General features: G+C 56.8%; 22 protein-coding genes and 1 tRNA gene. 13 read left to right on the top strand and 10 right to left on the bottom strand.

Annotation, left to right across the window (positions count from 1 at the left end):
* Window positions 1-10 precede the first annotated feature (10 nt).
* Genes J7416_RS15585 through comE form a run of 3 tightly spaced genes read left to right on the top strand, consistent with a single transcriptional unit; the run spans window position 11 to window position 1530 of the window.
* Window positions 11-421, top strand: coding sequence for a universal stress protein (locus J7416_RS15585; RefSeq protein ID WP_209226083.1), 411 nt, complete (start codon window positions 11-13; stop codon window positions 419-421).
* Between the two features lie 48 nt (window positions 422-469).
* Window positions 470-976, top strand: coding sequence for a sulfopyruvate decarboxylase subunit alpha (gene comD, locus J7416_RS15580; RefSeq protein ID WP_170427194.1), 507 nt, complete (start codon window positions 470-472; stop codon window positions 974-976).
* A complete protein-coding gene (gene comE / locus J7416_RS15575; RefSeq protein ID WP_209226082.1) occupies window positions 973-1530 on the top strand; it encodes a sulfopyruvate decarboxylase subunit beta in 558 nt (185 codons plus the stop codon). Before comD ends, comE begins: the two co-directional genes overlap by 4 nt.
* 116 nt (window positions 1531-1646) lie before the next feature.
* Here the strand turns inward: comE and J7416_RS15570 are convergent, their stop codons facing one another.
* From J7416_RS15570 to J7416_RS15560, 3 genes are all read right to left on the bottom strand, one after another.
* Window positions 1647-2342 (bottom strand): outer membrane beta-barrel protein, encoded by a 696-nt coding sequence (locus J7416_RS15570; RefSeq protein ID WP_209226080.1) that lies wholly within the window; start codon window positions 2340-2342, stop codon window positions 1647-1649.
* Between the two features lie 106 nt (window positions 2343-2448).
* A complete protein-coding gene (locus J7416_RS15565; protein ID WP_209226079.1) occupies window positions 2449-3693 on the bottom strand; it encodes a DUF3179 domain-containing (seleno)protein in 1245 nt (414 codons plus the stop codon).
* Between the two features lie 62 nt (window positions 3694-3755).
* Entirely contained in the window at window positions 3756-5423 is a 1668-nt protein-coding gene (locus J7416_RS15560; protein WP_209226077.1) for a sulfatase-like hydrolase/transferase, read from the bottom strand.
* Between the two features lie 207 nt (window positions 5424-5630).
* Between J7416_RS15560 and J7416_RS15555 the strand changes: the two genes are divergently transcribed.
* From J7416_RS15555 to tcuB, 3 genes are read left to right on the top strand one after another with little or no spacing between them, the layout of a single operon-like run.
* The gene (locus J7416_RS15555; protein WP_209226076.1) at window positions 5631-6311 is read left to right on the top strand and encodes a GntR family transcriptional regulator; all 681 of its coding nucleotides are present in this window, start codon (window positions 5631-5633) and stop codon (window positions 6309-6311) included.
* Window positions 6312-6322: 11 nt separating this feature from the next.
* A complete protein-coding gene (gene tcuA, locus J7416_RS15550; protein WP_209226075.1) occupies window positions 6323-7717 on the top strand; it encodes an FAD-dependent tricarballylate dehydrogenase TcuA in 1395 nt (464 codons plus the stop codon).
* Window positions 7707-8825, top strand: a complete 1119-nt coding sequence (gene tcuB / locus J7416_RS15545) for a tricarballylate utilization 4Fe-4S protein TcuB (protein WP_209226074.1) — start codon at window positions 7707-7709, stop codon at window positions 8823-8825. The genes tcuA and tcuB overlap by 11 nt, the downstream gene beginning before the upstream one ends.
* A gap of 650 nt (window positions 8826-9475) precedes the next feature.
* Here the strand turns inward: tcuB and J7416_RS15540 are convergent.
* On the bottom strand, window positions 9476-10318 hold the full coding sequence (locus J7416_RS15540; protein WP_209226072.1) for a fumarylacetoacetate hydrolase family protein: 843 nt from the start codon (window positions 10316-10318) through the stop codon (window positions 9476-9478).
* Between the two features lie 17 nt (window positions 10319-10335).
* The gene (locus tag J7416_RS15535; protein WP_209226070.1) at window positions 10336-11091 is read right to left on the bottom strand and encodes an SDR family oxidoreductase; all 756 of its coding nucleotides are present in this window, start codon (window positions 11089-11091) and stop codon (window positions 10336-10338) included.
* Window positions 11092-11376: 285 nt separating this feature from the next.
* On the opposite strand from J7416_RS15535, the gene J7416_RS15530 reads away from it, so the two are divergent.
* On the top strand, window positions 11377-12270 hold the full coding sequence (locus tag J7416_RS15530) for a YegS/Rv2252/BmrU family lipid kinase (protein ID WP_209226069.1): 894 nt from the start codon (window positions 11377-11379) through the stop codon (window positions 12268-12270).
* A gap of 126 nt (window positions 12271-12396) precedes the next feature.
* Here the strand turns inward: J7416_RS15530 and J7416_RS15525 are convergent, their stop codons facing one another.
* The 4 genes from J7416_RS15525 to J7416_RS15510 form a co-directional block, all read right to left on the bottom strand.
* A complete protein-coding gene (locus tag J7416_RS15525) occupies window positions 12397-13491 on the bottom strand; it encodes an AI-2E family transporter (protein WP_209226067.1) in 1095 nt (364 codons plus the stop codon).
* 316 nt (window positions 13492-13807) lie between these two features.
* Complete coding sequence (locus J7416_RS15520; protein ID WP_348540281.1) at window positions 13808-14755, bottom strand: DMT family transporter; 948 nt, start codon at window positions 14753-14755, stop codon at window positions 13808-13810.
* A gap of 432 nt (window positions 14756-15187) precedes the next feature.
* Entirely contained in the window at window positions 15188-15481 is a 294-nt protein-coding gene (locus J7416_RS15515) for a DUF6538 domain-containing protein (protein ID WP_209226066.1), read from the bottom strand.
* 161 nt (window positions 15482-15642) lie between these two features.
* Window positions 15643-15717, bottom strand: a tRNA-Gln gene (locus J7416_RS15510).
* A 306-nt stretch (window positions 15718-16023) separates the two neighbouring features.
* On the opposite strand from J7416_RS15510, the gene J7416_RS15505 reads away from it, so the two are divergent.
* Window positions 16024-16932, top strand: a complete 909-nt coding sequence (locus J7416_RS15505) for a haloalkane dehalogenase (protein ID WP_209226065.1) — start codon at window positions 16024-16026, stop codon at window positions 16930-16932.
* A gap of 9 nt (window positions 16933-16941) precedes the next feature.
* Here J7416_RS15505 and J7416_RS15500 read toward each other — a convergent pair whose 3' ends face one another.
* Window positions 16942-17409 carry an SH3 domain-containing protein gene (locus J7416_RS15500; protein WP_247744327.1) on the bottom strand — a complete coding sequence of 156 codons (468 nt, stop codon included), beginning with the start codon at window positions 17407-17409 and terminating at the stop codon, window positions 16942-16944.
* Window positions 17410-17601: 192 nt separating this feature from the next.
* Here J7416_RS15500 and J7416_RS15495 point away from each other — a divergent pair, with 192 nt between their 5' ends.
* The 5 genes from J7416_RS15495 to J7416_RS15475 all read left to right on the top strand — a co-directional run bounded on the left by J7416_RS15495 (window position 17602) and on the right by J7416_RS15475 (window position 25872).
* Complete coding sequence (locus J7416_RS15495; RefSeq protein WP_209226064.1) at window positions 17602-18588, top strand: D-glycerate dehydrogenase; 987 nt, start codon at window positions 17602-17604, stop codon at window positions 18586-18588.
* A 68-nt stretch (window positions 18589-18656) separates the two neighbouring features.
* Window positions 18657-20450, top strand: a complete 1794-nt coding sequence (gene ggt, locus J7416_RS15490) for a gamma-glutamyltransferase (protein ID WP_209226062.1) — start codon at window positions 18657-18659, stop codon at window positions 20448-20450.
* Window positions 20451-20474: 24 nt separating this feature from the next.
* The gene (locus J7416_RS15485) at window positions 20475-21881 is read left to right on the top strand and encodes an FAD-linked oxidase C-terminal domain-containing protein (protein WP_209226061.1); all 1407 of its coding nucleotides are present in this window, start codon (window positions 20475-20477) and stop codon (window positions 21879-21881) included.
* Window positions 21882-21980: 99 nt separating this feature from the next.
* The gene (locus J7416_RS15480) at window positions 21981-23228 is read left to right on the top strand and encodes a hypothetical protein (RefSeq protein WP_209226060.1); all 1248 of its coding nucleotides are present in this window, start codon (window positions 21981-21983) and stop codon (window positions 23226-23228) included.
* 136 nt (window positions 23229-23364) lie between these two features.
* A complete protein-coding gene (locus J7416_RS15475; protein ID WP_209226059.1) occupies window positions 23365-25872 on the top strand; it encodes an FAD-dependent oxidoreductase in 2508 nt (835 codons plus the stop codon).
* Window positions 25873-25932 lie beyond the last annotated feature (60 nt).

Below are 25932 nucleotides of genomic sequence, written 5' to 3'. Positions count from 1 at the left end.
GGAGGTAACCATGTATAAGAAAATTCTCGTTCCAATGGCGTTGGATCATGGGATTTCGCCACACACTTTGGAAGTCGCGCAGGCCTTGTCTGCTGAAGGTGCCGAGATCGTAGCCCTGCATGTCTACGAGATGCCGCAAGGGAGCGTGAGCGCCTATCTCGACAAGGATTTGGTTGCCGAAGGGTTCCGCGACGCGCGCAATCTGTTGCGTGACAAAGTTTCGGGGCTTGAGGGTATTCAACCCGAAATCGTCAAAGGGCACACGGCCCGGACCATCATCGACTATGCAACGGACAACAAGTTTGACTGCATCGTCATCGGCTCGCACAAGCCTGGCATCAGCGACTATTTTCTTGGATCGACCGCCTCGCGTGTCGTCCGTCACGCGCCTTGCGCTGTGCATGTGCATCGCAGGCTTTAACCCGTCAATCGCGCCGCGTGCGCCCCATACAGGACTGACATATCGGATATGAATATAGACAAGAAGATCACTGACGATCTGGTGGCCAACGATATCTCGTTCGTCACCACCGTTCCGTGCAAGCAACTGGCCGGGGTCATCGCGGAAATCGATGAGCGCGATGGCATCTACCACATCCCCTCCAACAAGGAAGACGAAGGGATGGGCCTGTGTGCAGGCGCGTGGATGGGTGGCAAGCGCCCCGCCATCATCATGCAGAACACGGCCATCGGCGTGACCATCAATACGCTGGCAACGCTGATCCAGTATTACCGGATGCCTTTGCCGATGCTGATTTCGTACCGAGGTGAACTGCGCGAGCCCATCGCTTGTCAGGTCGAAATGGCAGTGCACACCAAAGCCCTTTTGGCACAGCTGAATATCCCGACCTACCACTTCCACAATCAGGAAGATGTCGCGGAACTGGACGCGATCCTGAAATACACTTTCATGTGCAACAAGCCGGTCGCTATTCTGACCGATGCCAATTTCTGGGGAGGCTACGGCGACCAATGATCCGTTCTGAAATCCTGAAAGAAATCGCGCCGATCCTGCGGGACCAGCTTGTGGTGTGCAACATCGGCATTCCCAGCCAGGAATTGCACGCAATCGATGACCAGCCGACCAATTTCTACATGCTGGGCACGATGGGTCTGGCCTCGTCCATCGGTTTGGGACTGGCCCTGTCGCAGCCTAAACCGGTGATCGTAATTGATGGCGACGGGTCGATTCTGACCAACCTTGGCACGCTTCCGACGATCGCCAACAATGTTGCTGACAACTACATCCTGCTCATTGTCGACAACGGCTCTTATGGGTCGACCGGGGATCAACCGACCTATGCGGGGCAGAAAACCTCGCTGGCGAAAATGGCCGAGGCGGCTGGTTGTGACCGGGTCATCGAGTGCCAGGCCGAAGACACAGGGCGCGTTCTGCAAGAGGCATTGGACGCCAAACAGATGACAATCATCGTCAGTAAATGTGAAAGCGGAAACGCCAAAATGCCGCCGATCACGATGGACCCGGTGGTGATCCGCGACCGGTTCATGAAGGCGGTGCAAGCAGGCTAGCGCAGCCCTCAGCACTCAAACGCCGCCCATTCCGGGGCGGCGTTTTCATTTGCGCAGGTCGTGCACTTAAGATTCAGCGGACCAGCAGTCTTTGCAGAGACCGAAGGGTCCGAGCATCAGAAGCGATAGGTCGCCCCAATCACAGGGCCGGATTGCGAGAACTTGAAATCGTTTCCGTTGATCTCATGATCGAATGAGATGTAGCGGTATCCGAGCCGAAGCAGCCATCTTTCGTTGATTGCATAGTCAGCGGTCAGCAACACCTGCCAGGTTTCACTGTCATTGGTGAAACCGCCATAGTCGAAAAAGCCGGTGCCCGACCACCTGTCGTTAAACGCCGTGCGCGCTCTGAGCCCGATCACCGGATCAGTCCAGTTTGAGTTTACATTGACAGATCGACCTGGTGCGGTGCCGGGCAGGACAGTGAACCCCGTTTCTGTTTTGAACCAACGGAAACCGCCAGCCACGTCGATCAGGGTCGTATCGCTTGTATACACCCGGTAGCCAAGATAGCCGCTGAAGAACTGAGTGGTGAGTGCAGTTTCAACCCCTGAGCTTACACCCCCCGGAGTGTCATTGCTGAACGTCAAATCCGTATAGTTATAGTCCGCCAGAAGCGACCAGCGCCCGTTCGTAGCGGAAAATGTACCCATAAAAGCCAGGTCCAGATTTTCCAGAGCGTCCGAAAAACTGAGAGTGCCCTCCACCTTGCCGCGGGCCGTTTGCTGAGAGACTTCGGTCTCGGGCGTAAAAAGGTAGATTGTCGCTGCATAGGACCAATCGGATAGCTGTGCCCACGAGGCTGTCGTCATTGGTATGCAGGACGCCACGGCAAATGCGGCAGTTGTTAATATCCTCTTTAAGACCATTCTTGCCCCTCCTTTTATTTCAATTTCGCAGTCTTGCTGGATTGTTCGTTTACTCGGCAGCTTCACCAGCTTGTTTAGCGCCCGGCCCGACGCGGTTGATGTCTGTTTCCGGAAAGAACTCGGACCAGACATGCCAGAAAATTCCTGCACGCAGAGTTTCAACGCGCTGCAACTTGCCGCGATCTGACATCCCCCAGAAATCGCAGTGGGTCACGGGCTGACCGCTGTCGTTGTACCAAACGCCAAGGCTTTCATATTTCGGATCAAGGCTGACAACGACGTCCCGCCCGCCCACGTTGGCATTCACGATCCAGTTGTTATCGACCACGAAATCATCGGTCCAACAGGCGGCGTCCTGGCCGATCGTGATCCCCCAGACATAGGTCTTGTTCGGAAGCCGGTCGTCCGAGCGGTCCATGTTGTCCATGACCGGCGCGTCCTCCTGATGCTGACGCGCAATGCCCCAGCCAAAGGTTATTTCGGTCACCATATCAAGCAGGCGTAGCAGAGGGTTGGACGAGGGAACGTTCAAAAACACTTCACCGTCCGGGTAAGCCTTTTGAAAGCCACGAAAGGTCATCCGAAACGTAGGCCAGGGTTGCATTTTTGCCTCGGGCCGCACAGGACAGGCCGGGCCGTCGGAATGGGCGTCGCGATCCGCTTCGCGAAACCCGTAGATCTGTTGGATTGGCTCGCCGGTTTCGTTGTCCCGCAGGATCAGGTTGTTGCCATGCTGGGCCAGAACCTCAAGGTCCAGACGGTTGCCTTCGATGCGCGGGGCGTAACCTTGTCCCAGGTTCGCCATTGCGCAAAAGGTCATGACGATGTCCTCGCCGCCCAGCCCATCGGCGTTCCCGGCAAGATGTGGGCGCATGATTTGCGCGTCAGGGTGGGCGCGGGCATGGCCATTGTTTTCAATCACAATAACAGGTGCGGTCGGGCCGATGTATTTCCGTGCTTCGGAGATTGGAAAAAAAGCCGCATCATTCAGCTGGTTTCGCAACCCCAAGTGAACCCAAACATACGGAAACCCGTAGAGCACCAGCACCAACAGCGCCCCGACAAGCCACAGCCAAAACGGACCGCCACCCAACAGGAAATGCGCGAGCGTTGCGACCAGAAATCCGCCCAATCCGACAGCGATCAGGCGGTATTCGTGCCGAATAAACCGAACCATGTTCTCGCGCTTGACCTTCAGCAGCATTTGCGAGACGTCGCCCAGATCGCGAAAATAGACGAACCCAATACCCAGCGATACAAGTAGTCCCAGAGCGAAAATGATGTTTCCTGCCATTTGGATACCCTGATCGTTCAAATTCGAAAGCCGCACGGGCGCGCTGCCCGATTGAAGAGACGTTATTGCTGTGACGAGGCGCGTTTGGTCATGAAAGCTTCGACAGCCTGCTGTGTCTCCGGGCGCAGGTTTTCGATCCCTTCATAAGGCACGCCGTAAGCGGGTGCGGTGTCGGGGAACTTTTCCTTCCGCGCCATATGGCGCCCCAGGATTCTGGAGAACTCCTGTCCGCCCCACGCGCCAACTTCGGTCGAGACTGAATACTGTTCGCGCGTGTCCCGATATAGATCGAAAAACTTCGCCAGAATTGCGCTTTCGCCCGGTCCCGGCAGCTTTAACTTAAGCTGATCTTTAACGATCGCCTCGGGCTTGTTGACTGAATAGATGATGACGTGGTCGCGGCGCGCTTTGGTCTCATCGGCAAACAGCAATGCGGCGGACTGATCCACACCATCTACCAACCGGTCCCTTGGAATAAACGACTCTGCCCCGGCGAAACGTGAGAGCGTCGTGTAGAGGTCCGAGACATGGATGATGCTGTTCAGCAGCCCGTCAGCCTCAATCATGCCAGGCCAGCGGATGAACGCGTCCACGCGGACGCCGCCCTCGGTCGTGTCGCCCTTGCCGCCCGCGTAGATCAACGGAGTGAAACCGGACTGCGGCGCGTATTTGGTGAAATGGCCGTTGTCGCCCATGACGACTACGACAGTGTTCTCGGTCAGGCCAAGCTCGTCCAGCTGCGCAAACAGATCGCCCAACCATTCATCCAGCAGCTGCATCTTGTCCACGTAGAGACCACCATTCACGCTTTCTGGCCCAGACCGACCAGCGCGTGTGTTGTCCAAGGGGATCATTGGCCAATACTGAAGAAAGAAAGGGGCGTCGCCTGCAGCCAGTCGGTCCAGTTCTTCTAGTGTTTTGTCCTGAAAGGCCTGATTCATCTCGTCGTATTTGGCGGCGTTCCAGCGTTCACCGGGCTCCATTCTGATCTCGCGGATCGGGCCGCCGGTTTCGCCTTCGATCACTGTCATCATCGCGGCAGCGTCGGGTCGGAACCATCCGTCCAGCGTGTATTTGTCGTCATAGTCTTTGATCGCGACCGAAACCTGTTCCTTGATCGCATCGTCATTGAAAATGGTCAGCTGGCCCTGCTGGTGGACCGCGTGCTGGGCATAGTCGAACCCCTGATTCATCGCCCAGCTTTCGGCGATGTCCCCCATGTGCCATTTGCCGACATGGCTGGTGGCGTATCCGACCTGTTTCAGGACCTCGGCCAGTGTCACCTCATCGCTCGGCAGGCCGAAACCCGCGATGTCCACGGTGGTGTCGCCCATGCCCATGCGAACAGGCAGCCGCCCAGTCATCTGCGCCACTCGGGTAGGGGTGCATGACGGTTCGGTGTACATGCGGACCATGCGCATGGCCTGATCGGAAAAGTCGTTGATGTTGGGCGTCTCATAACCGCGCACTGCGTTTAGTTCGGGAATACCCATGTCGCCAAAGCCCATATCGTCGATCAGGATGCTGACGATATTCGGCGGTTTTCCTGCGTTTCCGTCCCGAAAGGCAGCCAGTGCATCGTCAACAGCAGCGTCATCCTGCGCCCATTGTTCGGCGTGTTGCGCTTGCAGAATATAAAACTCTGAATCGTGCTGAATTGGGTTTTCCTGAGCGACTGCTGTCGATGCGGCAAGGCCAAATGGCAAAATGGCCAAACAAAGAAACTTCATTCCAATCTCCCCAAAGCGCCCCTGCTTCCGTACTGCTGGGCATCTCTCATATCGAGATATTACTATGTTTTTCCGAGAATTTCTATGCGCGCTTCAGCTTGGGACGATTGGATGTGAACTTTGCCAGTGGCCACGTATTTAAGCGTTATTGACCTAATGTGTATCCAAGTGTATACATATGAGTGCAAAACAGATTGAGTGGCAGCAATGACCGTCCAAGACTCTTCACTACAACCCGGCCCGCAAGGCGATTCTGCGTACCAACGGCTGCTGGACGAAATTCGTGACGGCAGCCTTCTGCCCGGTGACCGCCTGCGCGAGATTGAGTTGTCAGAGCGGTTGGGCGTCAGTCGCACGCCGGTGCGCGAGGCGATCCGTCAGTTGGAGGCCGACGGGCTGGTCACCCATGTTCCCCGGCAGGGCGCAACGGTGCGAAGCCTCGATTACGCCGAGGTGATGGAACTTTACGAGATGCGCGCCGTGCTTGAAGGTACCGCGGCCCGTCTGGCAGCTCGTGCAGCGTCGGATATCGAACTGGACGAGCTGGAGGTGCTGAATGATCGGCTGGCCGAAGCGGGTACAAGCCAGGACGCGGCGGGGCTCAATCGAATTTTCCATGCCACGCTGTTGGATGCGGCCAAGAACCGGTTTTTGGCAAAATCCATGCTGTCCCTGCAAAAGGCGCTTCTGATCCTTGGCCCATCACAGTTGCTGGATGGCGATCGGTCCGAAGCTGCCGTGGCCGAACATCGGCGGATCATGGCTGCGCTCAAGGCACGGGATGGTGCTGCGGCTGAGACAGAAATGAGGGTGCATATTCAGGCCGCACAACGGATGCGTATCCGAGCGTTGCAGGACCGCGATCGGACAGCCGACGAAAATCAATAGGTAGACAAGAAATGGCCACCCAAAAGGAAGCTTTTGATATCGCGGTGATTGGGGGCGGGAACGCTGCTCTCTGCGCCGCGATGACCGCCGCCGAGGCTGGCGCACGCGTTCTGATTCTTGAGACGGCTCCGAAATCGTATCGCGGAGGGAACTCTCGCCACACGCGCAACTTTCGCTGCATGCATTCCGGCCCGATGGGACCGCTGGTCGAAGAGTACAGCGAAGACGAATACCTGTCGGATTTGCTGAAGGTCACCGACGGCAAAACCGACGAGCATTTGGCGCGGCTGGCGATCCGTACGTCAGAGGAATGTCTGCCATGGATGGAAGAACACGGTGTGCGGTTCCAACCCTCTTTGTCCGGGACCTTGTCTCTCGCGCGGACAAATGCCTTTTTCATGGGGGGCGGGAAGTCTTTGGTGAACGCCTACTACCGGACCGCGGTAGCTTTGGGCGTGGATGTTCTTTACGAAGCTGCCGTGACGCATCTGGAGTTGAATGGTGATCAGATCGAGTGGGTCGACTACACCCATGAGGGCCAGTCTCATCGCATCACGCCCAAGGCGGTCATCGTTGCCTCGGGCGGGTTTCAGGCCGACACGGATTGGCTCACCCGTGCATGGGGCGAGCCAGCAAAGAACTTCCTGATCCGGGGCACGCCCTACAACCGGGGCGTGGTGCTGGCGGACCTTCTGGATCAAGGCGTCGAGAGCGTCGGCGATCCAACCCAATGCCACGCCGTCGCCATTGACGGGCGCGCGCCGAAGTTCGACGGAGGCATCGTCACCCGACTGGATTGCGTGCCGTTCTCAATCGTCGTGAACAAGAATGCCGAGCGATTCTATGACGAAGGCGAAGACGTCTGGCCCAAACGCTATGCGATTTGGGGCCGTCTGGTGGCGGCCCAACCAGATCAGGTGGGTTATGTGATCATCGATGCAAAGTCGCTGAACTTGTTCATGCCCTCGGTCTTTCCACCGCTAAAGGCGGACACCTTGGAAGACCTGGCTGGAATGATGGACCTGCCTGCCGACAAGCTTAAGGCCACCGTTGCTGAATTCAACGAAGCATGCGGCGATACCAGCGGATTTCATCCGACCGAGTTGGACGGGGTCACGACCTCGGGTTTGACACCGCCTAAAACCAACTGGGCACGTCCGATCACCGAGCCGCCTTTCTATGGCTACTCTCTGCGCACTGGTGTGACCTTCACCTATCTGGGGCTGAAGGTCGACGACACAGCGCAGTGCTCGACCCCTGACGGCAAAATCAAAAACCTTTGGGCGGCCGGCGAGACCATGGCCGGGTCGATTCTAGGGCAGGGGTATCTTGCCGGGTTCGGTATGACCATCGGAACCGTTTTTGGACGCATCGCAGGACGTGAGGCCGCCGCTTATGCAAACTGATCTTATTCAAGAAGCCCGCCGTCAGGCCGAGATTTGCAACGCCTGCCGGTATTGCGAGGGCTACTGTTCAGTCTTTCCTGCGCTGCATGCCGAACGGGCATTCTCGGATGGAGACATCACGCAACTTGCGAACCTCTGCCACAATTGCCGGGGCTGCTACTACGCTTGTCAGTACACTGCCCCGCATGAGTTCGATCTGAACTTGCCCAAGGCGCTGGCCGAAGTGCGGCGGGACAGTTGGGAAAGCTTTGCCTGGCCGCAGCCTCTGGCGCGCCGGTTTCACACGCACGGTGGGGCCATTGCCTTGGCACTGGTGATCGGATTTGCATTGTTGTTCTGGGCCATCCGCGCCATTGGTTCCAGCGGAGGCGAAGGGTTCTACGCCGTTTTGTCACACAACGCGATGGTCGCAATCTTCGCGCCCGCGTTCCTGCTGCCGTTGTTGAGCATAGCCATCAGCCTCAGGCGCTATTGGGCCGAAGTCGGTGGAGAACCGATCCAAATGTCTGATCTGACAGCTGCTTTCAAACGTGCTGGCAAGATGCAGGACCTGGCTGCAGGCCATGGTGAAGGCTGCAACTTTGAGGACGAAGACCGGTTCAGCCAAGGCCGCCGCCACATACACCACGCCATCATGTATGGCTTCCTGCTGTGTTTTGCGTCGACCTCGGTCGCGACGATCATGCACTATGTCTTCGGAATGCACGCGCCTTACGGCTTCTGGTCGTTGCCGAAACTGTTCGGGATTTCCGGGGGGCTGCTGCTGACGGTGGGGTGCGGTGCGATGGCACTGCTCAAGCTAAAGTCAGAGCGAGGCCTCGGCGATCCGTCGGCCTGGGGTGGGGATATCGGCTTCATCCTGTTGCTCGGGTTTGTGGGGCTCAGCGGGCTGGTTCTCTATGCCCTCGGTTCAACGCCTCTGATGCCCGCGCTGCTTGCCATCCACCTTGGATCGGTTCTGACATTCTTCCTGCTGACGCCCTACACCAAAATGGCTCATGGTTTTTATCGTATGGCTGCGCTTGTTCGGGATGCACAGAGGAAACGCAGAGCTTACCTTCGAACGCAGGGTGCAGGATGTGACAGATCAGGCACTGCTGGTGCCTGATGCTCAGGAAGCCACCCCAAAGCGCAGAACTCTAAGTGGCTGAAAACACGCCGCAGTCTGCGAAGAGCTATTCAGCTTGTTTATTCGGAGAATTCGTGGCTGGGGTGGTAGGATTTTTTGTCAACATATTGAAAATTACAAATTAAAGAAATGGGGTCAATGGGCAGTGTTCGGAAATTAGTTTGTGTCCAGTATTGTGCTTCACTTTTCTACTTTTGACTATTTGGACGTTAGAGAGCTCGCCGGTCATATAACTTTCGCTGCGTCTGCAATCAGTAGGAACTGTCGAGGCGAAGCAGAAATTTGGTTTGTGCCATGGCGGCCAAATTAGTTGGACTATCAGAAGGACATGCATGGTCGAGATTTCGTGAAAACCGTTAGACTGCAAGCAGGCGGGTCCTATGCAGCGTCGACTCGCCGCGATCATGGCTGCCGATTTCGTTGGGTATTCGTCGTTGATGGGCAGCGACGAGGCAGGGGTATTGTCCGCTCTAAAAAGTCTGCGTTCAGGGATTTTTGATCCCACAATCGCAAGACATCACGGGCGCCTCGTCGAGTTGATAAGGGATGGTGCTCTAGTCGAATTCGCCTCGGTGATCGATGCCGTAACTTGTGGCGTCGAGATTCAGCGGACAATGGCTGAGGCTCCACTATCCAGCGATGACATCCTGTCGCTGTACGCCCAATCCCTCAATCCCCAGTTCCATTTTGTCGCCTGGCTTCAGATAGGTCTGGGGTTCTTGCCCCATACCCACGCCAGGGGGTGTTCCTGTCGAAATCACGTCCCCGGGTTGCAGCGACATAAACTGCGATAGATGCGAAATGACGGTTGCCACAACAAAATGCATCGTTTTGGTTGAACCATCCTGATACCGGTGCCCGTTCACCTCAAGATACATCGGCAGGTTTTGCGGGTCTGGCACCTCGTCTCTTGTCACCAGCCAGGGGCCGATTGGGCCAAACGTATCGGCGGACTTTCCCTTGACCCATTGACCCGAGCGATGAAGCTGAAAATCACGTTCTGATAAATCGTTCACAACGCAATACCCAGCGACGTGGTCCATGGCTTCGGCTTCAGAGACGTATTTGGCCTCTTTTCCGATGATAACCCCGAGCTCCACCTCCCAGTCGGTTTTGACCGATCCGCGCGGGATTTCGACCTTGTCATTGGGGCCGGCAATGGAGGAAGTGGCCTTGAAGAAAATCACCGGCTCAGCAGGAAGTTCCATGCCGGCTTCCGCCGCGTGGTCGGCGTAGTTCAGGCCAATACAGATGAATTTACCGACATGGCCGACACAGGGGCCGATGCGTGGATCTCCATCTACTATCGGCAGGCTGTCCAGATCTATCGCACGCAGTTTTTCAAGACTGGCGTCGCCGAGAGTTCCGCCTGAGATGTCATCGACCACTCCCGAAAGGTCACGAACCGATCCATCCGAGGCCAATATACCGGGTTTTTCAGCGCCTTTGGGGCCATAACGTAGCAGTTTCATTGTTAGTTCCTTCCTGTTCAGATCGTCCAGCCGCCATCAATGGCAAAGGGCTGACCCGATGTGTATTTGCTGGCATCACTGGCCAAATACAAAGCCAGTGCTGCAATTTCTTCTGCTGTGCCAATTCGGCCCATCGGCTGACGCGCAATGAAATCGGTCATTGCCTGTTCATAGTCCCCGGTGGCGCGCAGCCTGTCATGCAGGCTGGGGCTGTCGACGGTGCCGGGGCAAATCGCGTTGCAACGGATGCCTTGAGTCACGAAATCGGCGGCCACGGATTTGGTCAGGCCAATGACCGCTGCTTTCGATGCGCAGTAGGCAAATCGGTTAGGTACGCCCTTCATTGATGATGCGACCGACGACATGTTGATGATTGACCCACCGCCTGCTTCCAGCATTCCCGGAAGAGTCAGGCGGATCAGCCTGAACATGGCTTTGACGTTGAGATCGAAACTGAAGTCCCAGTCTTTTTCGCTGCACTGAAGGATTGAGCCTCCCGCAACATAGCCCGCACAGTTAAATAGAACGTCCAGTTTCGGCAGGTCGGCCGCAGCGGCTGTCACAGCGTCATTGTCTGTTACGTCCAGTTTGAGCGGCTCGATACCCGCGATACCGCCCAATTCGGTTAGCGAAGCATCGTTGATGTCGCTGGCGATTACGCGTGCGCCTTCGGCCGCAAATAATTCGGCGGTTGCGCGGCCAATGCCTTGCCCGGCAGCTGTGATAAGGGCGGTTTTGCCTGCAAGCCGGTTCGATGGTTCGAATGTCGTCATTGGCGGCCTCACAATTTCTCGGGCAGAAGGTCGGTTGGGATGTCCTGATAACAAACCGGCCGCAGAAAGCGCCGGATTACCGCCGCAGTTGCGATGACAAAAGCTGCCATTCCTGCAAATCTCAGCATTGGACACTATGGGCTCAAAGTCTACTCTGCGGACAAAGCTGACTACCGTCACTTAGGGGTTGGCTGGCACAAACAAAATTTCGATTGCGGGAGCGCCTCTTGCATTTAGAAGTTTTAAGGCGGTTGCTCCAAAATGTTAGGGCTTTATGCTTGAACCATGGCCAAACGTATCCTGCTAGTTCTCAATAGGAAGTCCGCAGCAAGACCCGATCTGCGTTCTGCTGTCCGTCCATTAGAAAAAGAGCTTGGCATTAGGGTGTGTATTCCTTGGTCAGGAAAAGACTTGAAGAAGACGCTTCGAGAAGCCGTGGGCGACGGGGTAACTCGGATAATCGCTGGCGGTGGTGACGGCACTTTGAACTCGGTTGCGAGGGCTGTTTTGAAGTTGAAGGCAAAGTCGCCTGTCTCGCTAGGCCTTGTTCCCTTGGGGACAGCGAACGATTTCGCCCGGTCTTTTGGTGATAAGGGTTTGGACTTGGCAACATCTGTTCGAGTTGCTGCATCGGGAGACGCGCGGCCTATCGATGTCGGATACATAAACGGCAGACCGTTTGTAAATGTTGCAAGCGGCGGTTTTGGAGCGATGATCACCGCAACGACACCCAAGGAAATGAAGAAAAGGCTCGGCGGCCTCGCGTACACACTTTTCGGGCTTGCTCGTTTATCTGATGCGAAGTCCGTTCTGGCGAAAATCGCAATCGATAGTGGAGACTCGTACGACGTTTCCATTTCCGCGATCGCGATTGCGAACAGCCGCTATGCAGGTGGCGGTTTTGACGTGGCGCCCGCAGCGGAAGTGTCCGACGGGTTGCTCGATTTAAGCGTGCTTTCCGCAGAGCGTTTAATGCCAGAAAACCTGCCCTTTGGCAGACTGCCGGATATTTCGGATCCAAAGGATGGTGTTGTACAGCGCTCTCGCCTGAGATCTATGGTTCTGGAAACCTCCCAGCCGTTTCATATGAATTTGGACGGCGAGCCGATGATCGATCAACGCTTTGAGGTTTCAATCGAACCAAAAGCACTGAACTTCGTTTTTCCAAACGTTAAGTAGTGAGCGTTTATTCTTGAATCTCAACCTTCGTACGGTTTTTCGAATTTTGCGTGCGAGTCCGACGCGTATGTTAGCCAGTTTGGTCAGAACTAAACCGCCGTCCAGATTAGCGAACGTCTCTCGCGCTTAATTGTTCACGGCGTCAGTGTTGCTTATCTTCCCGTCACCGGACATCAGTATGGCGAATGGCTGAGTAGACGGGATGTTTGAAAGCACAATCATGATGCACACGGTGATCGGAACACTCATTAACGCGCCGGCAATGCCCCAGATCGCTGTCCAAAACGTGAGCGCCAAAATGACCATGAAAGGCGACAAATTCAGGCTTTTCCCAAGCAGCATTGGCTCCAGGATATTGCCGATAGAGAATTGAACTGCGCCACAACCAATCAGAACCACAAGAAAGGGCACGACTTCTTCAAACTGTACCAGTGCGACGATTGAAGGAAGCGCGACGCCGACTATAGAGCCGATTGTCGGGACAAAATTCAACAAAAACGCAAGAACGGCCCAGGTTTCAGAGAAGTCCAGGCCGACGGATGCCATTACGGCATAACTGCCCAAGCCAGTCAGTGCACTCACCAGCGTTTTGATGCCAACATATCTTTGAATGCTGTCCGACGTGCTCTCAAGAACACGACGAACTTTTTCAGCGGCTTCCCTGTCTTTGATTGCGAGCTTGATTTTGGCGCGCATTGGAACGCGTTCAACCAACATGAATGGCACATAGAGCAGCACCAGGAAAAAAGCGCTTAGGAACGCCCCAGCAGACCCGATCACTCCTGTCGCGAACCCAGCCAGGTTGATTTGTTCCAAAGCCTTTACCGCGGCTGCATAGTTGTCTTGCCCAACCAGTGATACCAGCTTTGCGACTATGCTGGAAAACCGTTCCTCATAGCGTGGAAACGCTTCCGAAACCTCGCCTGCTTGACTGGATAGTATCGACAACACAAGCGAAAGGCCGATTAACACAATTGAAATCGCGGCCAAATGCGCAAGCCACTTCGGGACGGTACTTCCAAATATCTTGAATCTGCTAATGCGATCCGCAGTCGCTGTGAGGAGAACGAACAAGAGGGCCGCAAAACACAGGGGGACCAGTACAGACGAAGCGAGGACTAACGACGCTATCGTCAAGAACACCAGCACGACCAACTGATACCAGAACGTGAGCCCTAAGAAGTTTGGAGCAGGATCTTTATGATGCATACCCTTTTTCATTTGTAGGCTCCCTACAGGACTGAGCGTTGTCCAGCCGCCTTCTGAAATGAAGGTATATTAGCTCGCGTTGAAAGTAACTTGGCAAAAGGTTCAGTTACTACTCTCGAGAACGAATAGTAGAGATTTTCCGGTGAAGACTTTCATATTTTTGCCGTGAACTTGCTGTCGATCTGAAATCTCCATCGCAAAGGTTATCAACGAAAGCTTGTTTCTTCAGCCACCCACTTAGATCGGGTATTTGACAGTCCGCTTTGGGCTCGAACCAGACCTTCGATGCGGCTGGCGCAAATGGCTGCTTTGGGTCGGGCGTATAGCCTTAGACTGGAGGTACGGCACGTACGGTGACCAACTGTCTGGCCGCCACCCTTTCGCGATGTATCATGTACAGCCCCGCACTGATGATGATGGCAATGCCAAGCAGGCTAAGCGTGTTCGGGAAATCATTGAAGACAAGATAGCCGAACAAAGTTGCGACCGGCAGCTCAAAATACTGCAGCGGTGCCAGCGTGACGGAAGGTGCAAAAGACAGCGCATAGGTCATCATGATGTGGCTCACCGTCGCGAAAAAGCCAGCGCCCAAAAGCCACAACAACGCGATATCTGTCGGCCAAACGGGATCAAATAAATCAGAGCCGGAATCTTGCGCAACAATTAGAGCTGGAATGCAAAACAGGCTGGCGATCAGGCCGGTGTGGAATTGCAGGGTCACAGGGTGCACCCGACGCGACAATCCCCGGGTCAAAAGAATGTACAAAGCGAAGGCAACTGCCGTGCCAAGTGGAATAATGGCAACCGCGCCGAAAGCTGCGAAACTGGGCTGGATGACGAACAACACCCCGACAAACCCCACAAGCGCCGCGCCAACGCGACGCGGGCCGACGTCTTCACCAAGATAAAACTTGCCGACCAACAAGACGATGAAAGGGGCAACGAATACGATTGCCAGCGCATCGGCAAGGGGCATCACCCGGATCGCGGCAATGAAGCAAAATGTTGCGAACACCAGCAGCAATGAGCGGAAAACCAGCACCATCACCTGACCTTTCGCCACGCGCAACGACAGTCCCATTATCCAGATGAAAGGCGCCATTAGCGCGCATTGCACCACAAACCGAGCAGCCGTAATCTGCCCAACCGGCACACTGGTCGACGCGAGTTTCGCAGACACATCCAGCAAAGGAGCGGTTAGGCAAAACCCCAGCATCAGCGCAACGCCGACAAGGGTGCGATCCGGTGATTGAGGTATGGGTTCAGCAGAGGTCATCGTATCATTTAGGGATGTCGCCAAACGCGTGTCTGTTCTCAATACGACGACAGGCAAAAGTTCCGCAATCCAAGAGTTCGAGTTGAATTGGATATAGCGCTCGCGTCGGATGTCTCCTCCGACGGGCCGCACAGCCGCATCAGGTGGCGTTGGCTGAAAGAAAGACAGAAAGAAGACCTAAGGCGAACCTCTTCATTGAACATGTCGATCCAAATTCAAGAAAAGCATCGTATTTTTGGTGATCCAGCGAACATACAATGGATCAGTACATGTACTGTTATGCCAGTTGGGCAAGGTTACTTCTATTTCCAGTGTAGAGCTTTAAAAGAGGTTGCAAGCCAGGATAACCGGGAACGGTTCGACGTCGGTCCATTGTCTTGTTCTTGCGGCCTGCCGAAGACGGCGGTTTTCTTCCTGCAGTGCTTCGATCCTTCAGTCGACCTCGCCAGCGCTCAAGGCAGTGTCTTGGTTTTGCTCTTGTAGCATGCCCTCAAGTGCTGAGCGTAGCATCTCGGTCAAGACGGCTTTGGCGTTCTCGGCGTTCAGCGAATCTTTAATCAGTGCGTCCACGTGTGTTTTCTCCATCTGCTCGAGGACGGTGAGCAACGCGGCTGCGCGCTTCACGGCGTCGAGCGGGAGGTCGGTTCGCAGCGACAGGCAAAGAAACTGGTTTGATAGTTTTTTTGGCAGGCGTTTTCGGAAATAGAAAATACGGCTGCGGCGCATGAGGTAGGGTCCCGCATGATAACGGGGTTTGCGCAACCGACTGCTGGGTCGATTTTTGGCTGGCTGTGTCATAGCATGTGTCACAGTTTCCGAATGCTGACACACATCGGATTTTCCGGAGGCTCTGTCGCCCCTTATTTTCCTGGATTTTCTGGAAAAGGTGGCTGGGGTGGTAGGATTCGAACCTACGATACACGGTACCAAAAACCGCTGCCTTACCACTTGGCTACACCCCAACGGTGAGGCGCTGTCTACGATTGTTGATCGGCGGGTTCAAGACCTTTCCTACAAAAAATGAGCGCCGTTTGAAAAAAAATACAAGGGGCGCATTTGGTGGTGTTAACGTGGCTTGTCTTCATTGACCTGCAGCCCGATCTTTCAAGGTGGAAGGCGCAGATATCAGGGTTTTTGAAATCGGAATATCAGTCAGGTCGACGGTGATCATTCGGCTCGAATTAGCCTGAGACCTGTCTTTTGTAGCGGCTTGTATCGCCATCAATCGGCCAGAGTGACTCAGGTCGGGAATCATAGGGGGAAAGGTCATGAAGTTTCTTCGCGCGCCGGATGATCGGTTTCAGGGGCTTTCGGATTATCCGTTTGCTCCGAACTATACGCAAGTTGACGACACAGAGGGTGGTCAACTGCGGGTGCATCATGTGGATGAGGGGCCGCAGAACGCAGATCCCATTTTGATGATGCATGGTGAACCCAGCTGGTCGTATCTCTATCGTCACATGATCGCGGGTTTCGTCGCGCAGGGACACCGTGCGGTCGCACCGGATTTGATTGGATTCGGGCGCTCGGACAAACCGACCGAGCGTGACGATTACACCTATGAAAGGCATGTGCGATGGATGGGTGAGTGGTTGCGCAAAACCGATCTGCGCAGGATCACTCTGGTCTGTCAGGACTGGGGTGGGCTGATCGGACTGCGGCTTTGGGCTGAGATGCCGGAACGCTTCGCACGTATCGTCGTGGCCAATACGGCGCTACCGACGGGTGACCAACCCATGGGTGAAGCGTTCGAGAATTGGCGTAAGTTCAGCCAGGAGGTACCCGTTTTCCCGGCTGGAGGTATTTTGAAGGGCGGAACTGTTTCGCCGATGTCCGAAGACGTGATCGCCGCTTATGACGCGCCGTTCCCGGACGAAAGCTACAAGGCAGGAGCGCGACAGTTTCCGATGCTGGTTCCGTCTTCGCCGGATGATCCATCGTCAGCGCCGAACCGCAAAGCGTGGGACGTGATCCGAGGGTTGCAGACCCCTGTCCTGACGGCATTTGGGGCAGATGACAAGGTCATGGCCGGAATTGACAAAGTGTTTCAGAAGTTGTGCCCAGGTGCTGCCGGTCAGCCGCACGTAATACTGCCGAATGCGGCGCATTTTCTTCAGGAAGACGTCGGTCCGCAATTGGTCGAGCGGACCTGCGATTTTATCGCGCGTACGTCCTGATCTGCAGGGCTACTCGCGGATCTCGGCAGGGTCCACGCCCCAAAGGTTGGATTTCTGGGCCCAGCCGCGGTACCCACCGGCTGAAATCTGGCACCAGTCGATCGAGCAGGTGCCAAGGCGTGCAACAACACCAGATTCGAATTGGGCGCTGATTGGCGCCTGCGGGTCGGGGCTGGTGTGGACGGTCAGCAACTCGGGTTCGACCAGCACGGTGCGCACCCCGGACAGAAGAGCGTAGTGCACCCATCCTCCGGCTCCGTCGCGATCCTGAACCCGACGCCAGTTCCCGTATTCGGCTGTGATCTGCAGCGGCATGCCCCGGCGTTTGAATACCCAGTCGATTCGATGTGTCAGGGACGGACCCCGGCGCACGTTGCCCTCGGCTGCCTTCATCGAGACATAGCGCGGCAGGGGCAGGTTGGTCACCGGGCCACGACTGTCCTGCGCGCTGGCGGCTATCGCACCGAACACGGTCAGAAAAAGGGTGAATGCCGCCGGAACAAGGCGAATTACGGGTAGAAAACCACTCACTTACTGTCTGCTCTTGTGCCTGTTGTTCTTGGTGCGAAAAAAGGTCGACTCAATGCCTATGGGGTTCTTGTGCCCCGCCTTATCCTGCGCCACGATGCCATGGCGTGCGAAGGTTTGCAAAGCAGTGGGAGGGCAGAGGTGCCAAGAGAACGTCTGAGTGTTGTCGTTACGCGACGGTTGCCCGAGGCGGTTGAAACCCGGTTGAGCGAATTGTTCGATGTGCAGTTGCGCGACACCGATACCCCTATGACCCGCGAAGAACTGGTTGAGGCGGTCAAGACCGCCGATGTTCTTGTGCCAACCGTGACCGATACGATCGATGGGGGCCTGCTGGGCCAGGCGGGCGAAAACCTGCGGCTGATCGCGAATTACGGGGCGGGTGTCGACAATATCGATGTCGCGACCGCGCGTCAGCGGGGCATTCTGGTGTCGAACACACCGGGTGTTCTGACTGATGACACGGCGGACATGACGATGGCGCTGATCCTGGCCGTGACGCGGCGCATTCCCGAGGGGCTGTCCGTCATGCAGCAGGGCGATTGGGCCGGTTGGGCGCCGAATGCCTTGTTGGGCGGGCGTATCGGCGGTCGGCGCTTGGGTATTCTGGGCATGGGCCGCATCGGTCAGGCCGTGGCGCGTCGCGCCAGCGCGTTTGGGATGCAGGTGCATTACCACAATCGCCGCAGGCTTCGCCCGGAAACGGAACAGGAATTGGAGGCGACCTATTGGGAAAGCCTTGACCAGATGGTGGCCCGGATGGATGTGATCTCGGTCCATTGTCCGTCGACGCCTTCGACCTTCCATCTGATGAATGCGCGGCGGCTCAAGTTGCTTAAGCCAACAGCTGTTATCGTGAATACGTCGCGCGGCGAAGTGATTGACGAGAACGCGCTGACCCGCCAGATCCGCTCGGGTGAGATCGCCGGGGCTGGTTTGGACGTTTACGAAAACGGAACGGATGTGAACCCAAGGTTGCGGCAGTTGCCCAATGTTGTGCTGCTGCCCCATATGGGGTCGGCTACGCTGGAGGGTCGGGTCGAAATGGGCGAGAAGGTCATTATCAATATCAAAACCTTCGAAGACGGCCACCGCCCTCCGGATCAGGTGGTTCCCGCAATGCTCTGATCAGGCTGTGCCCGCGTAGATCAGCGGGCTGTGCCGTTTTTACCCACGCATTTTTTCAGGAGGATACGATGAAACGAAGTCTGATTTCAGGAGTGTTGGTGTCAGCGATGGTTCTGGCCGGGCCGTCGGTTGCTCAGGAAACGGCGGATTCGGTTGCACCCGAAGGCGCGTCCGAAGGGCAGGCGCAAGGTCTGACCGAAGAAGTCGTAGCCGCGCTTGAGGCAAAGATGGCCGGGCAGCCGGTCACGTCTGAGAACTGGATGGTCGCCGCAGCAAACCCATTGGCCGTTGAAGCAGGTGCCAAGGTTTTGCGCGCCGGTGGCTCGGCAGCGGACGCTATGGTCGCTGTTCAGGTCGTGCTGGGGCTGGTTGAGCCTCAATCCTCGGGTCTTGGCGGCGGAGCGTTTCTGGTCTGGTATGACGCCGCAACGGGTGAATTGACCACGTTGGATGGACGCGAAACCGCGCCGCTAGAGGCAAACCACAGACTGTTTCATGACGAAAACGGCGAGCCACTGAAATTCTTTGACGCGGTCGTGGGTGGCTTGTCCGTTGGCACGCCCGGTACGCCCGCCCTGATGGAAGAAGCACATCGGCGTTGGGGGCGCAGCCCTTGGCCAGGCCTGTTTGCAGACGGCATTGCTCTGGCAGACGAGGGGTTCCTTGTTTCGCCGCGGCTGGCCAATCTGGTTCAGAACGATGCCGAAAGGTTATCGCGCTTTCCGGAAACTGCCGCGTATTTCCTGCCGGACGGCAAACCGCTTGAGCAGGGGCAACGCCTGATGAACCCGGCATATGCGGAAACGCTGCGGGTTCTGGCCAGCGAAGGGTCGGCAGGGTTTTACGGTGGAGAGATCGCTGCGGGTATCGTAAGTACCGTCCGCAACGCGCCGGGCAATCCGGGTGTTCTGTCGGGTATCGACCTGGCGCTGTATCAGGTGATTGAGCGTGAGCCGGTCTGCGCCACCTATCGCGCGTATGAGGTTTGTGGAATGGGCCCGCCTTCATCGGGTGCTCTGACCGTCGGCCAGATTCTGGGCATGCTGGACGGCTATGATCTTGCCGCAATGGGACCCGAGGATGCGAATTCTTGGCGTCTGATCGGCGATGCCTCGCGTTTGGCTTTTGCGGATCGCGGTCGCTATATGGCCGATCACGATTTTGTCCCAATGCCGACGCAGGGTCTGGTGGACCCTGCCTACCTGTCCGAGCGTGGCGCACTGCTGAGCGGCGAATCTGCCCTGATAGAAATTGCTCCGGGCAATCCCGAATTCGATCACGCGTCGAACTGGGCCGATGATGTCTCGATCGAGCTGCCCTCGACCTCGCATATCTCGATCGTGGACCAGTATGGCAATGTGCTGTCGATGACGACGACCATCGAAAACGGCTTTGGCTCGCGGCTGATGACCAACGGGTTCCTGCTGAACAACGAGTTGACGGATTTTTCCTTCAAAACTCATAGCAACGGCGTGCCGATTGCCAACAGGCTGGAACCGGGCAAGCGTCCACGCTCGTCCATGAGTCCGACGATCGTGATGCAGGACGGCGCGCCCGTTCTGGCCATCGGGTCACCGGGTGGCAGCCGCATCATCGGCTATGTGGCCAAGTCAATCATCGCCTGGGCGGATTGGGACATGGACGTGCAGCAGGCTCTGTCGTTGCCGCATCTGGTCAACCGTTTTGGAACCTATGACCTGGAACAGGGCACCGCGGCCGAAGGGTTCTCGGACACGCTGATTGGGCTAGGGTTCGAGGTCAATCCGCGGGATCTGACCTCTGGCCTGCATGCGATTGAAATCGGCGACATGCTGGTCGGCGGTGCTGATCCGCGCCGCGAAGGGATTGCGCTGGGCGAATAGTCCAGCGTTTCAAAGGAGAAAAACATGGTGCAGGCCGTCGCTTTGCCGCGAAACGAAGATGGGATTGCGGCGGCTGTCGGCATCCTGAAACAACAATTCGGTGACCGGGTGCAGACCGGGCAGGCCATCCGCGAACAGCACGGCCATACGACGACCTGGATTGAAAACCAGTCCCCTGATGCGGTGGTCTTTCCGAAATCGACAGACGAAGTGTCCGAAATCGTTAAAACCTGCGCGGCGCATAAAGTGCCGGTAATTGCCTTCGGCACGGGTACGTCGCTTGAGGGGCATGTCAACGCGCCCGCGGGTGGTATCTCGGTCGACCTGTCGCAGATGAACAAAGTGCTGGCCGTGAACCCGGGCGATCTGGACTGTGTCGTACAACCCGGCGTGACGCGCGAAGACCTGAACACGTATTTGCGCGATCAGGGTTTGTTCTTCCCGATTGATCCGGGCGCGAATGCCTCATTGGGCGGGATGGCCGCGACGCGGGCGTCCGGCACCAATGCAGTCCGTTATGGGACGATGAAGGACAATATCCTCAGCCTAGAAGCCGTGATGCCGGACGGGCAGATCATCCGAACCGGACAGCGTGCCAAGAAATCCTCGGCCGGGTACGACCTGACCCGTTTGCTGATCGGGGCCGAGGGGACTTTGGGCATAATCACCGAGCTTACCTTGCGCCTTCAGGGTATCCCCGAGGCAATCACCTCGGCCCGCTGTTCCTTTCCCACGGTGGATGCGGCCTGTCAGGCGGTTATGATGACGATCCAATATGGCGTCCCGGTGGCCCGGATCGAGTTGCTGGACGAGATGTCGGTTAGGGCCGCCAACGCCTATTCCGGTCTTAGCCTGCCGGAAACGCCGCTGCTGTTGCTGGAGTTTCACGGTTCGGAAAGCGGCGCGGTCGAACAGGCCGAGACCTTTGGTCAGATCGCCGAAGAGTTCGGCGGCAACGATTTCGCCGCGACCTCAACGACCGAAGAACGCAACAAGCTTTGGCAGGCGCGCCACGATATGTATTGGGCATGCCTGCAGTTGCGTCCGGGCGCGCGGGGTATTTCGACGGATGTCTGTGTCCCGATCTCTCGTCTGGCCGAATGCGTGACGGCAACGCAGGACAAGGCCCGCGAGCTTGGGCTGATGGCGCCGATGGTCGGCCATGTTGGCGATGGCAACTTTCACAGCCTACTGCTGATCGACATGGAAAACGCCGACGAGGTCACCAAAGCCGACGCGTTTGTCGGGTGGCTGAACGATCTTGCGATCTCGATGGAGGGGACCTGCACGGGTGAGCACGGAATCGGGCAAGGCAAGCGGCCTTACCTGTCCAAGGAACTTGGGCCGGCGGTCACCTATATGGCTGCTATCAAAAGGGCGTTGGACCCTGACAACATCATGAACCCAGGAAAGATACTACCGAACGCCTAGTATCGTTGCATTCTCGGGAATTCCGTCTCAAAGCCACAACTGCGCCCAATTCCCCCCGTATCAATCGCACAAAATGCATTGATTGATTTTGGGGTCAAAATGGACGCACTCAGGTTCATTGGTTTTGTATTGATTGTGGGGCTGGTTATCGCTGGCCTTGACTACTATCAGCAGGACAAGAAAACGGACGAAACGCTGTCGCTGAGCGGATATTTCGATACAGTCTCGGCGCGTTTCGCTCAGGGGCAAGAAGAGCGCAAACTGAAGCAGGCCGCGCAAGAGCGGCAAAATCAATGGGATGCAGGATCCAAATCCTATCTGCCCGAGCCTCCAGCCGGGTGGGAACGCTATGCGCTGACCGAGACCGAAAATGCCACTGTTTCCAAGGTTCTTTCCTCTTTCGGACCGACGCCTCTTGTCAGTTCGATCAGTGGTCCGGTCGAATTGGCCCTTCTCAACAAGGCCGGAAAAGAGGGCTTGCTGCGCAAGCTGGACGATACGGGGGCAGTCTATGCAAAAGATGATGAGCTTGTCTGGCTGGACATAACGCTCAAGCCGCAGGCCGCGCGCAACACGCTTGCCGGGCTCGCGCTTGGTGCACAGGACGCGTTTCTGAACGGAACGCAGGTCGAAAAAGGCTATGCCGTGATCGACGGTGTGGCCTTCATTGAGACAGCAGGAAATCTGGTGGATGGCGACGAGACGCCGGGGTTTCGCGCGTTCACCGGCCGCATCGGCTTTGATCAAGAGGTTGTCATCCGCCTGCATGCAGACGCCAGCGATGCCACAATTCGCGAGGTGCTTGAACTGGTCGACTATGCGAGCCTGAACCAGCTTTTACCGCATCCAGCTCTGGTCGTCGGCGCCGGGATCGAAGTCCCGTTGGATCGGCAGCCTGACATAGCAGATGAAATGCACAGCCTTTACGAAACGATGCAGGCCGCGCAATTGAAGCTGGGGCAGGAAAAACTGAAAAATCTGGATACCGTTTCTGTTTTGGCGAACACTCTGGCCAGTTCGGGCTTCCATTCCGAAGGGGTTCTGGACATCACTGACGGTGAGGTCTTCGAAAATCAGGAGCTGTCCCAACTGGCGTACATCCGCACACAGAACCTGCTGCTGACATCTGCGTTACGCGAAAAGGAAAGCGACGCGCTGAGCGCTGGCGGCATCGGTGGTTTTCTGAAGGGGCTTATGGGTAAAGCGTTCCAGACCGCGGGCAGCGCCGAGGCGCCTGCGCCTCAAGCCAAAGCGCCGAGCGCAGTCAAAGTTTCCAAGGGTGGCTTGGGGGCATCGTCCTGTGCGTCATTGGGCAGCAGCAAACGGTGCACAGTCGGAGGCAACTAAAGCCCGTCACAACAAAAACGACGATCTGCACCACGCGCGGGTCGTTTTTCTCATATCACTGGTCGGATGAATGTCGCGCCGGGGCCCTCAAATGCGCCATATGGTGTCAACTGAATTCAAGGGGAGACGCCCGGATATGAAAACCCAAGTCAAAGCACTGGTCGTTGGCGGCGGCGCCGTCGGAACCTCGATTGCCTATCATCTGGCCAAGGCAGGCTGGGATGATGTGATGTTGATCGAACGCGATGAACTGACATCCGGTTCCACATGGCATGCGGCGGGCCTGCTGCCACTGTTCAACATGTCCTATGCGACGACCCACATTCACAAGTACTCGGTCGATTTCTACAAGACGCTTGAGGAAGAAACCGGTCTGAACGCGGGTTTCGCTGTGGTCGGCAACCTGCGTATGGCGCAGACGCAGGAACGTATGGATGAATACATGCTATACGCATCCACAGCAGAAACCTGTGACGTCGCATATGAGTGGCTGACACCCGAGCAAATCAAAGAGCGCTGGCCTCTGATCGAGACCTCGGACCTGAAGGGCGCGATCTATCACACCGAGGACGGTTATATTAACCCCGCCGATGTGACGCAGGCGATGGCCAAGGGCGCGCGTCAACGCGGTGTCGATATTGTACGCAAGCTGCAGGCTGATGCCTTCCACTGGACCGGCACGCATTGGGAAGTCACCTGCACCAAGATGGTCGAAAAGGGCGGCAACCTGGTTGAGAGCGACGAGCAGGTGGTTATCACTGCTGAACACGTCGTCACCGCCTCAGGCAACCATGCGCAGCGAACCGCAAAGATGCTGGGCATCAAAATGCCCGCCATCCCGGTCGAGCACACGTTCATCGTCATGGACAAAGACCCCGAGTTGGTCAAATGGCGTGAGGCGGGTAATCCCGAGCACCCTGTTGTGCGCGATGCCGACAACGAGTCTTATGCGCGCGAAGAACGCGGCGGCTGGATTCTGGGTATCTACGAGCATGGCGCTCCGGCGCGGTTCGAACATGGTGTGCCGGACAGCTTCCGTGCCGACCTGTTCCCGTTGGATCTGGACCGGATCGCGGATCAATACATGGCGATGGCCGAGCGCGTGCCGTCCTGCGCCGAGTCCGGCCTGAAGGACGATTTCAACGGCCCGATCTGCTACACCCCCGATGGCAACCCGCTGGTTGGTCCGGCTCCGGGCCTGCGTAACATGTGGCTGGCTGAGGGATTTAGCTTCGGTATCACCGCCGCAGGCGGCACCGGCTATTATCTGGCGCAGATGATGGTCGATGGCGAAGCCGAGATCGACATGGCCTCGCTTGACCCCAAACGCTACAGCAGCAACTGGATGACCACCGAATTCGCGGCGCGCAAGAACGAAGAGTGCTATGAGCACGTCTACATCCTGCACCACCCGGATGAAGAGCGGGAAGCCTGCCGTCCGCTGCGCACCGTTCCGGCTTATGACCGTCAGAAAGCGCGCGGTGCTCAGTTTGGCTGGGTCAACGGTTGGGAACGTCCGAACTATTTCGGCCCTCTGGACGCGCCGGATAACTTCGACAAGGAAAGCCGTTCATTCCGCCGCGGTGGCTGGTGGCAATATGCTGTCGAAGAAGCCAAAGCGATCCGCGAAGGCGTTGGCCTGATCGACGCGTCGGCCTTTACCAAGCATGTTGTCAAAGGCCCTGGTGCGACCCAGTTCCTGGATTGGTTCACCTGCAACAAGCTGCCCAAGGTTGGGCGCATCAACCTGACCTACGCGCTGACTTCGCACGGCACTACCCGCACCGAATACACCATCGTCCGCAATGGCGAGAACAACTACTACATCGTTTCCGCCGGTGCCTGGACCGAGTACGACGCCGACTATCTGCGTAAGGCGGCCGAGGACAAGATGGAGGAGTTCGGTTACATCGAGATCCAGGACGTGACCACCCAGTGGGGCGTCTTCGCCATCGCCGGACCCAAGTCGCGCGATGTTCTGAAAGAGGTCATCAAGGACGCCGATCCGGAAACCGCGCTGTCCAACAAGCGCTTCCCGTGGCTGTCGGCGCGTCAGATCGAGTTGGGCATGTGCCCGGTCAACGCGATCCGCGTGGCCTATACCGGTGAGCTGGGTTGGGAACTGCACCACCCGATTGAGATGCAGAACTACCTGTTCGACCTGCTGGAAAAAGCCGGTGAGAAACATGGTATGAAGCTGGTCGGTGCCCGCGCGCAGAACTGGCTGCGTCAGGAGAAATCCTATCGCGCGTTTGGCACCGAACTGGGCCGCGACGCGACCCCGCTTGAAGCCGACCTGCCGCGTTTTGTTGACCTGTCCAAGGATTTCTACGGCAAGGCTAAGCTGGAAGAGACAGGCGTACGCGTGAAGTGCTGCACTCTGCTGATCGACGGACCGGACGATGCCGACCCGTGGGGCCGCGAGGCGCTGTACACGCCGGAGGGCGAGCGTGTGGGTCGACTGACCTCGGGCGGATACTCGGTCGCGTTCGAGAAATCCATCGGCATGGGCTATGTGAAGCCCGAACTGGCGGTCGAAGGCACCAAGCTGAAGGTCAAAATTCAGGACCAGCTATGGGATGCGGTCGTCACCTGCGACAGCCCCTACGATCCGAAAAACGAGGTCATCCGCAAGGACGGTTGATCCACCAAAAGCCCCGGAAAACTCCGGGGCTTTTCATTTAATGGGATCCTGTCGATCCTT

Source organism: Ruegeria sp. R14_0 (assembly GCF_017743975.1).
Classification (GTDB): domain Bacteria; phylum Pseudomonadota; class Alphaproteobacteria; order Rhodobacterales; family Rhodobacteraceae; genus Ruegeria.
The sequence above is the reverse complement of the archived record's forward strand: the minus strand, read 5'-3'. Positions and strand labels throughout refer to the sequence as shown.

What these genes read in the sequence shown, in the direction of transcription:
- J7416_RS15480 (WP_209226060.1), top strand. Translation starts at nt 21,981, where the DNA reads ATGGACGCACTCAGGTTCATTGGTTTTGTATTGATTGTGGGGCTGGTT.
- J7416_RS15525 (WP_209226067.1), bottom strand. Translation starts at nt 13,491, where the DNA reads ATGAAAAAGGGTATGCATCATAAAGATCCTGCTCCAAACTTCTTAGGG.
- J7416_RS15530 (WP_209226069.1), top strand. Translation starts at nt 11,377, where the DNA reads ATGGCCAAACGTATCCTGCTAGTTCTCAATAGGAAGTCCGCAGCAAGA.
- tcuB (WP_209226074.1), top strand. Translation starts at nt 7,707, where the DNA reads ATGCAAACTGATCTTATTCAAGAAGCCCGCCGTCAGGCCGAGATTTGC.
- J7416_RS15535 (WP_209226070.1), bottom strand. Translation starts at nt 11,091, where the DNA reads ATGACGACATTCGAACCATCGAACCGGCTTGCAGGCAAAACCGCCCTT.
- J7416_RS15520 (WP_348540281.1), bottom strand. Translation starts at nt 14,755, where the DNA reads ATGACCTCTGCTGAACCCATACCTCAATCACCGGATCGCACCCTTGTC.
- J7416_RS15560 (WP_209226077.1), bottom strand. Translation starts at nt 5,423, where the DNA reads ATGAAGTTTCTTTGTTTGGCCATTTTGCCATTTGGCCTTGCCGCATCG.
- J7416_RS15505 (WP_209226065.1), top strand. Translation starts at nt 16,024, where the DNA reads ATGAAGTTTCTTCGCGCGCCGGATGATCGGTTTCAGGGGCTTTCGGAT.
- tcuA (WP_209226075.1), top strand. Translation starts at nt 6,323, where the DNA reads ATGGCCACCCAAAAGGAAGCTTTTGATATCGCGGTGATTGGGGGCGGG.
- J7416_RS15485 (WP_209226061.1), top strand. Translation starts at nt 20,475, where the DNA reads ATGGTGCAGGCCGTCGCTTTGCCGCGAAACGAAGATGGGATTGCGGCG.
- ggt (WP_209226062.1), top strand. Translation starts at nt 18,657, where the DNA reads ATGAAACGAAGTCTGATTTCAGGAGTGTTGGTGTCAGCGATGGTTCTG.
- J7416_RS15570 (WP_209226080.1), bottom strand. Translation starts at nt 2,342, where the DNA reads ATGACGACAGCCTCGTGGGCACAGCTATCCGATTGGTCCTATGCAGCG.
- J7416_RS15555 (WP_209226076.1), top strand. Translation starts at nt 5,631, where the DNA reads ATGACCGTCCAAGACTCTTCACTACAACCCGGCCCGCAAGGCGATTCT.
- J7416_RS15515 (WP_209226066.1), bottom strand. Translation starts at nt 15,481, where the DNA reads ATGCGCCGCAGCCGTATTTTCTATTTCCGAAAACGCCTGCCAAAAAAA.
- J7416_RS15565 (WP_209226079.1), bottom strand. Translation starts at nt 3,693, where the DNA reads ATGGCAGGAAACATCATTTTCGCTCTGGGACTACTTGTATCGCTGGGT.
- J7416_RS15585 (WP_209226083.1), top strand. Translation starts at nt 11, where the DNA reads ATGTATAAGAAAATTCTCGTTCCAATGGCGTTGGATCATGGGATTTCG.
- J7416_RS15475 (WP_209226059.1), top strand. Translation starts at nt 23,365, where the DNA reads ATGAAAACCCAAGTCAAAGCACTGGTCGTTGGCGGCGGCGCCGTCGGA.
- J7416_RS15540 (WP_209226072.1), bottom strand. Translation starts at nt 10,318, where the DNA reads ATGAAACTGCTACGTTATGGCCCCAAAGGCGCTGAAAAACCCGGTATA.
- comD (WP_170427194.1), top strand. Translation starts at nt 470, where the DNA reads ATGAATATAGACAAGAAGATCACTGACGATCTGGTGGCCAACGATATC.
- comE (WP_209226082.1), top strand. Translation starts at nt 973, where the DNA reads ATGATCCGTTCTGAAATCCTGAAAGAAATCGCGCCGATCCTGCGGGAC.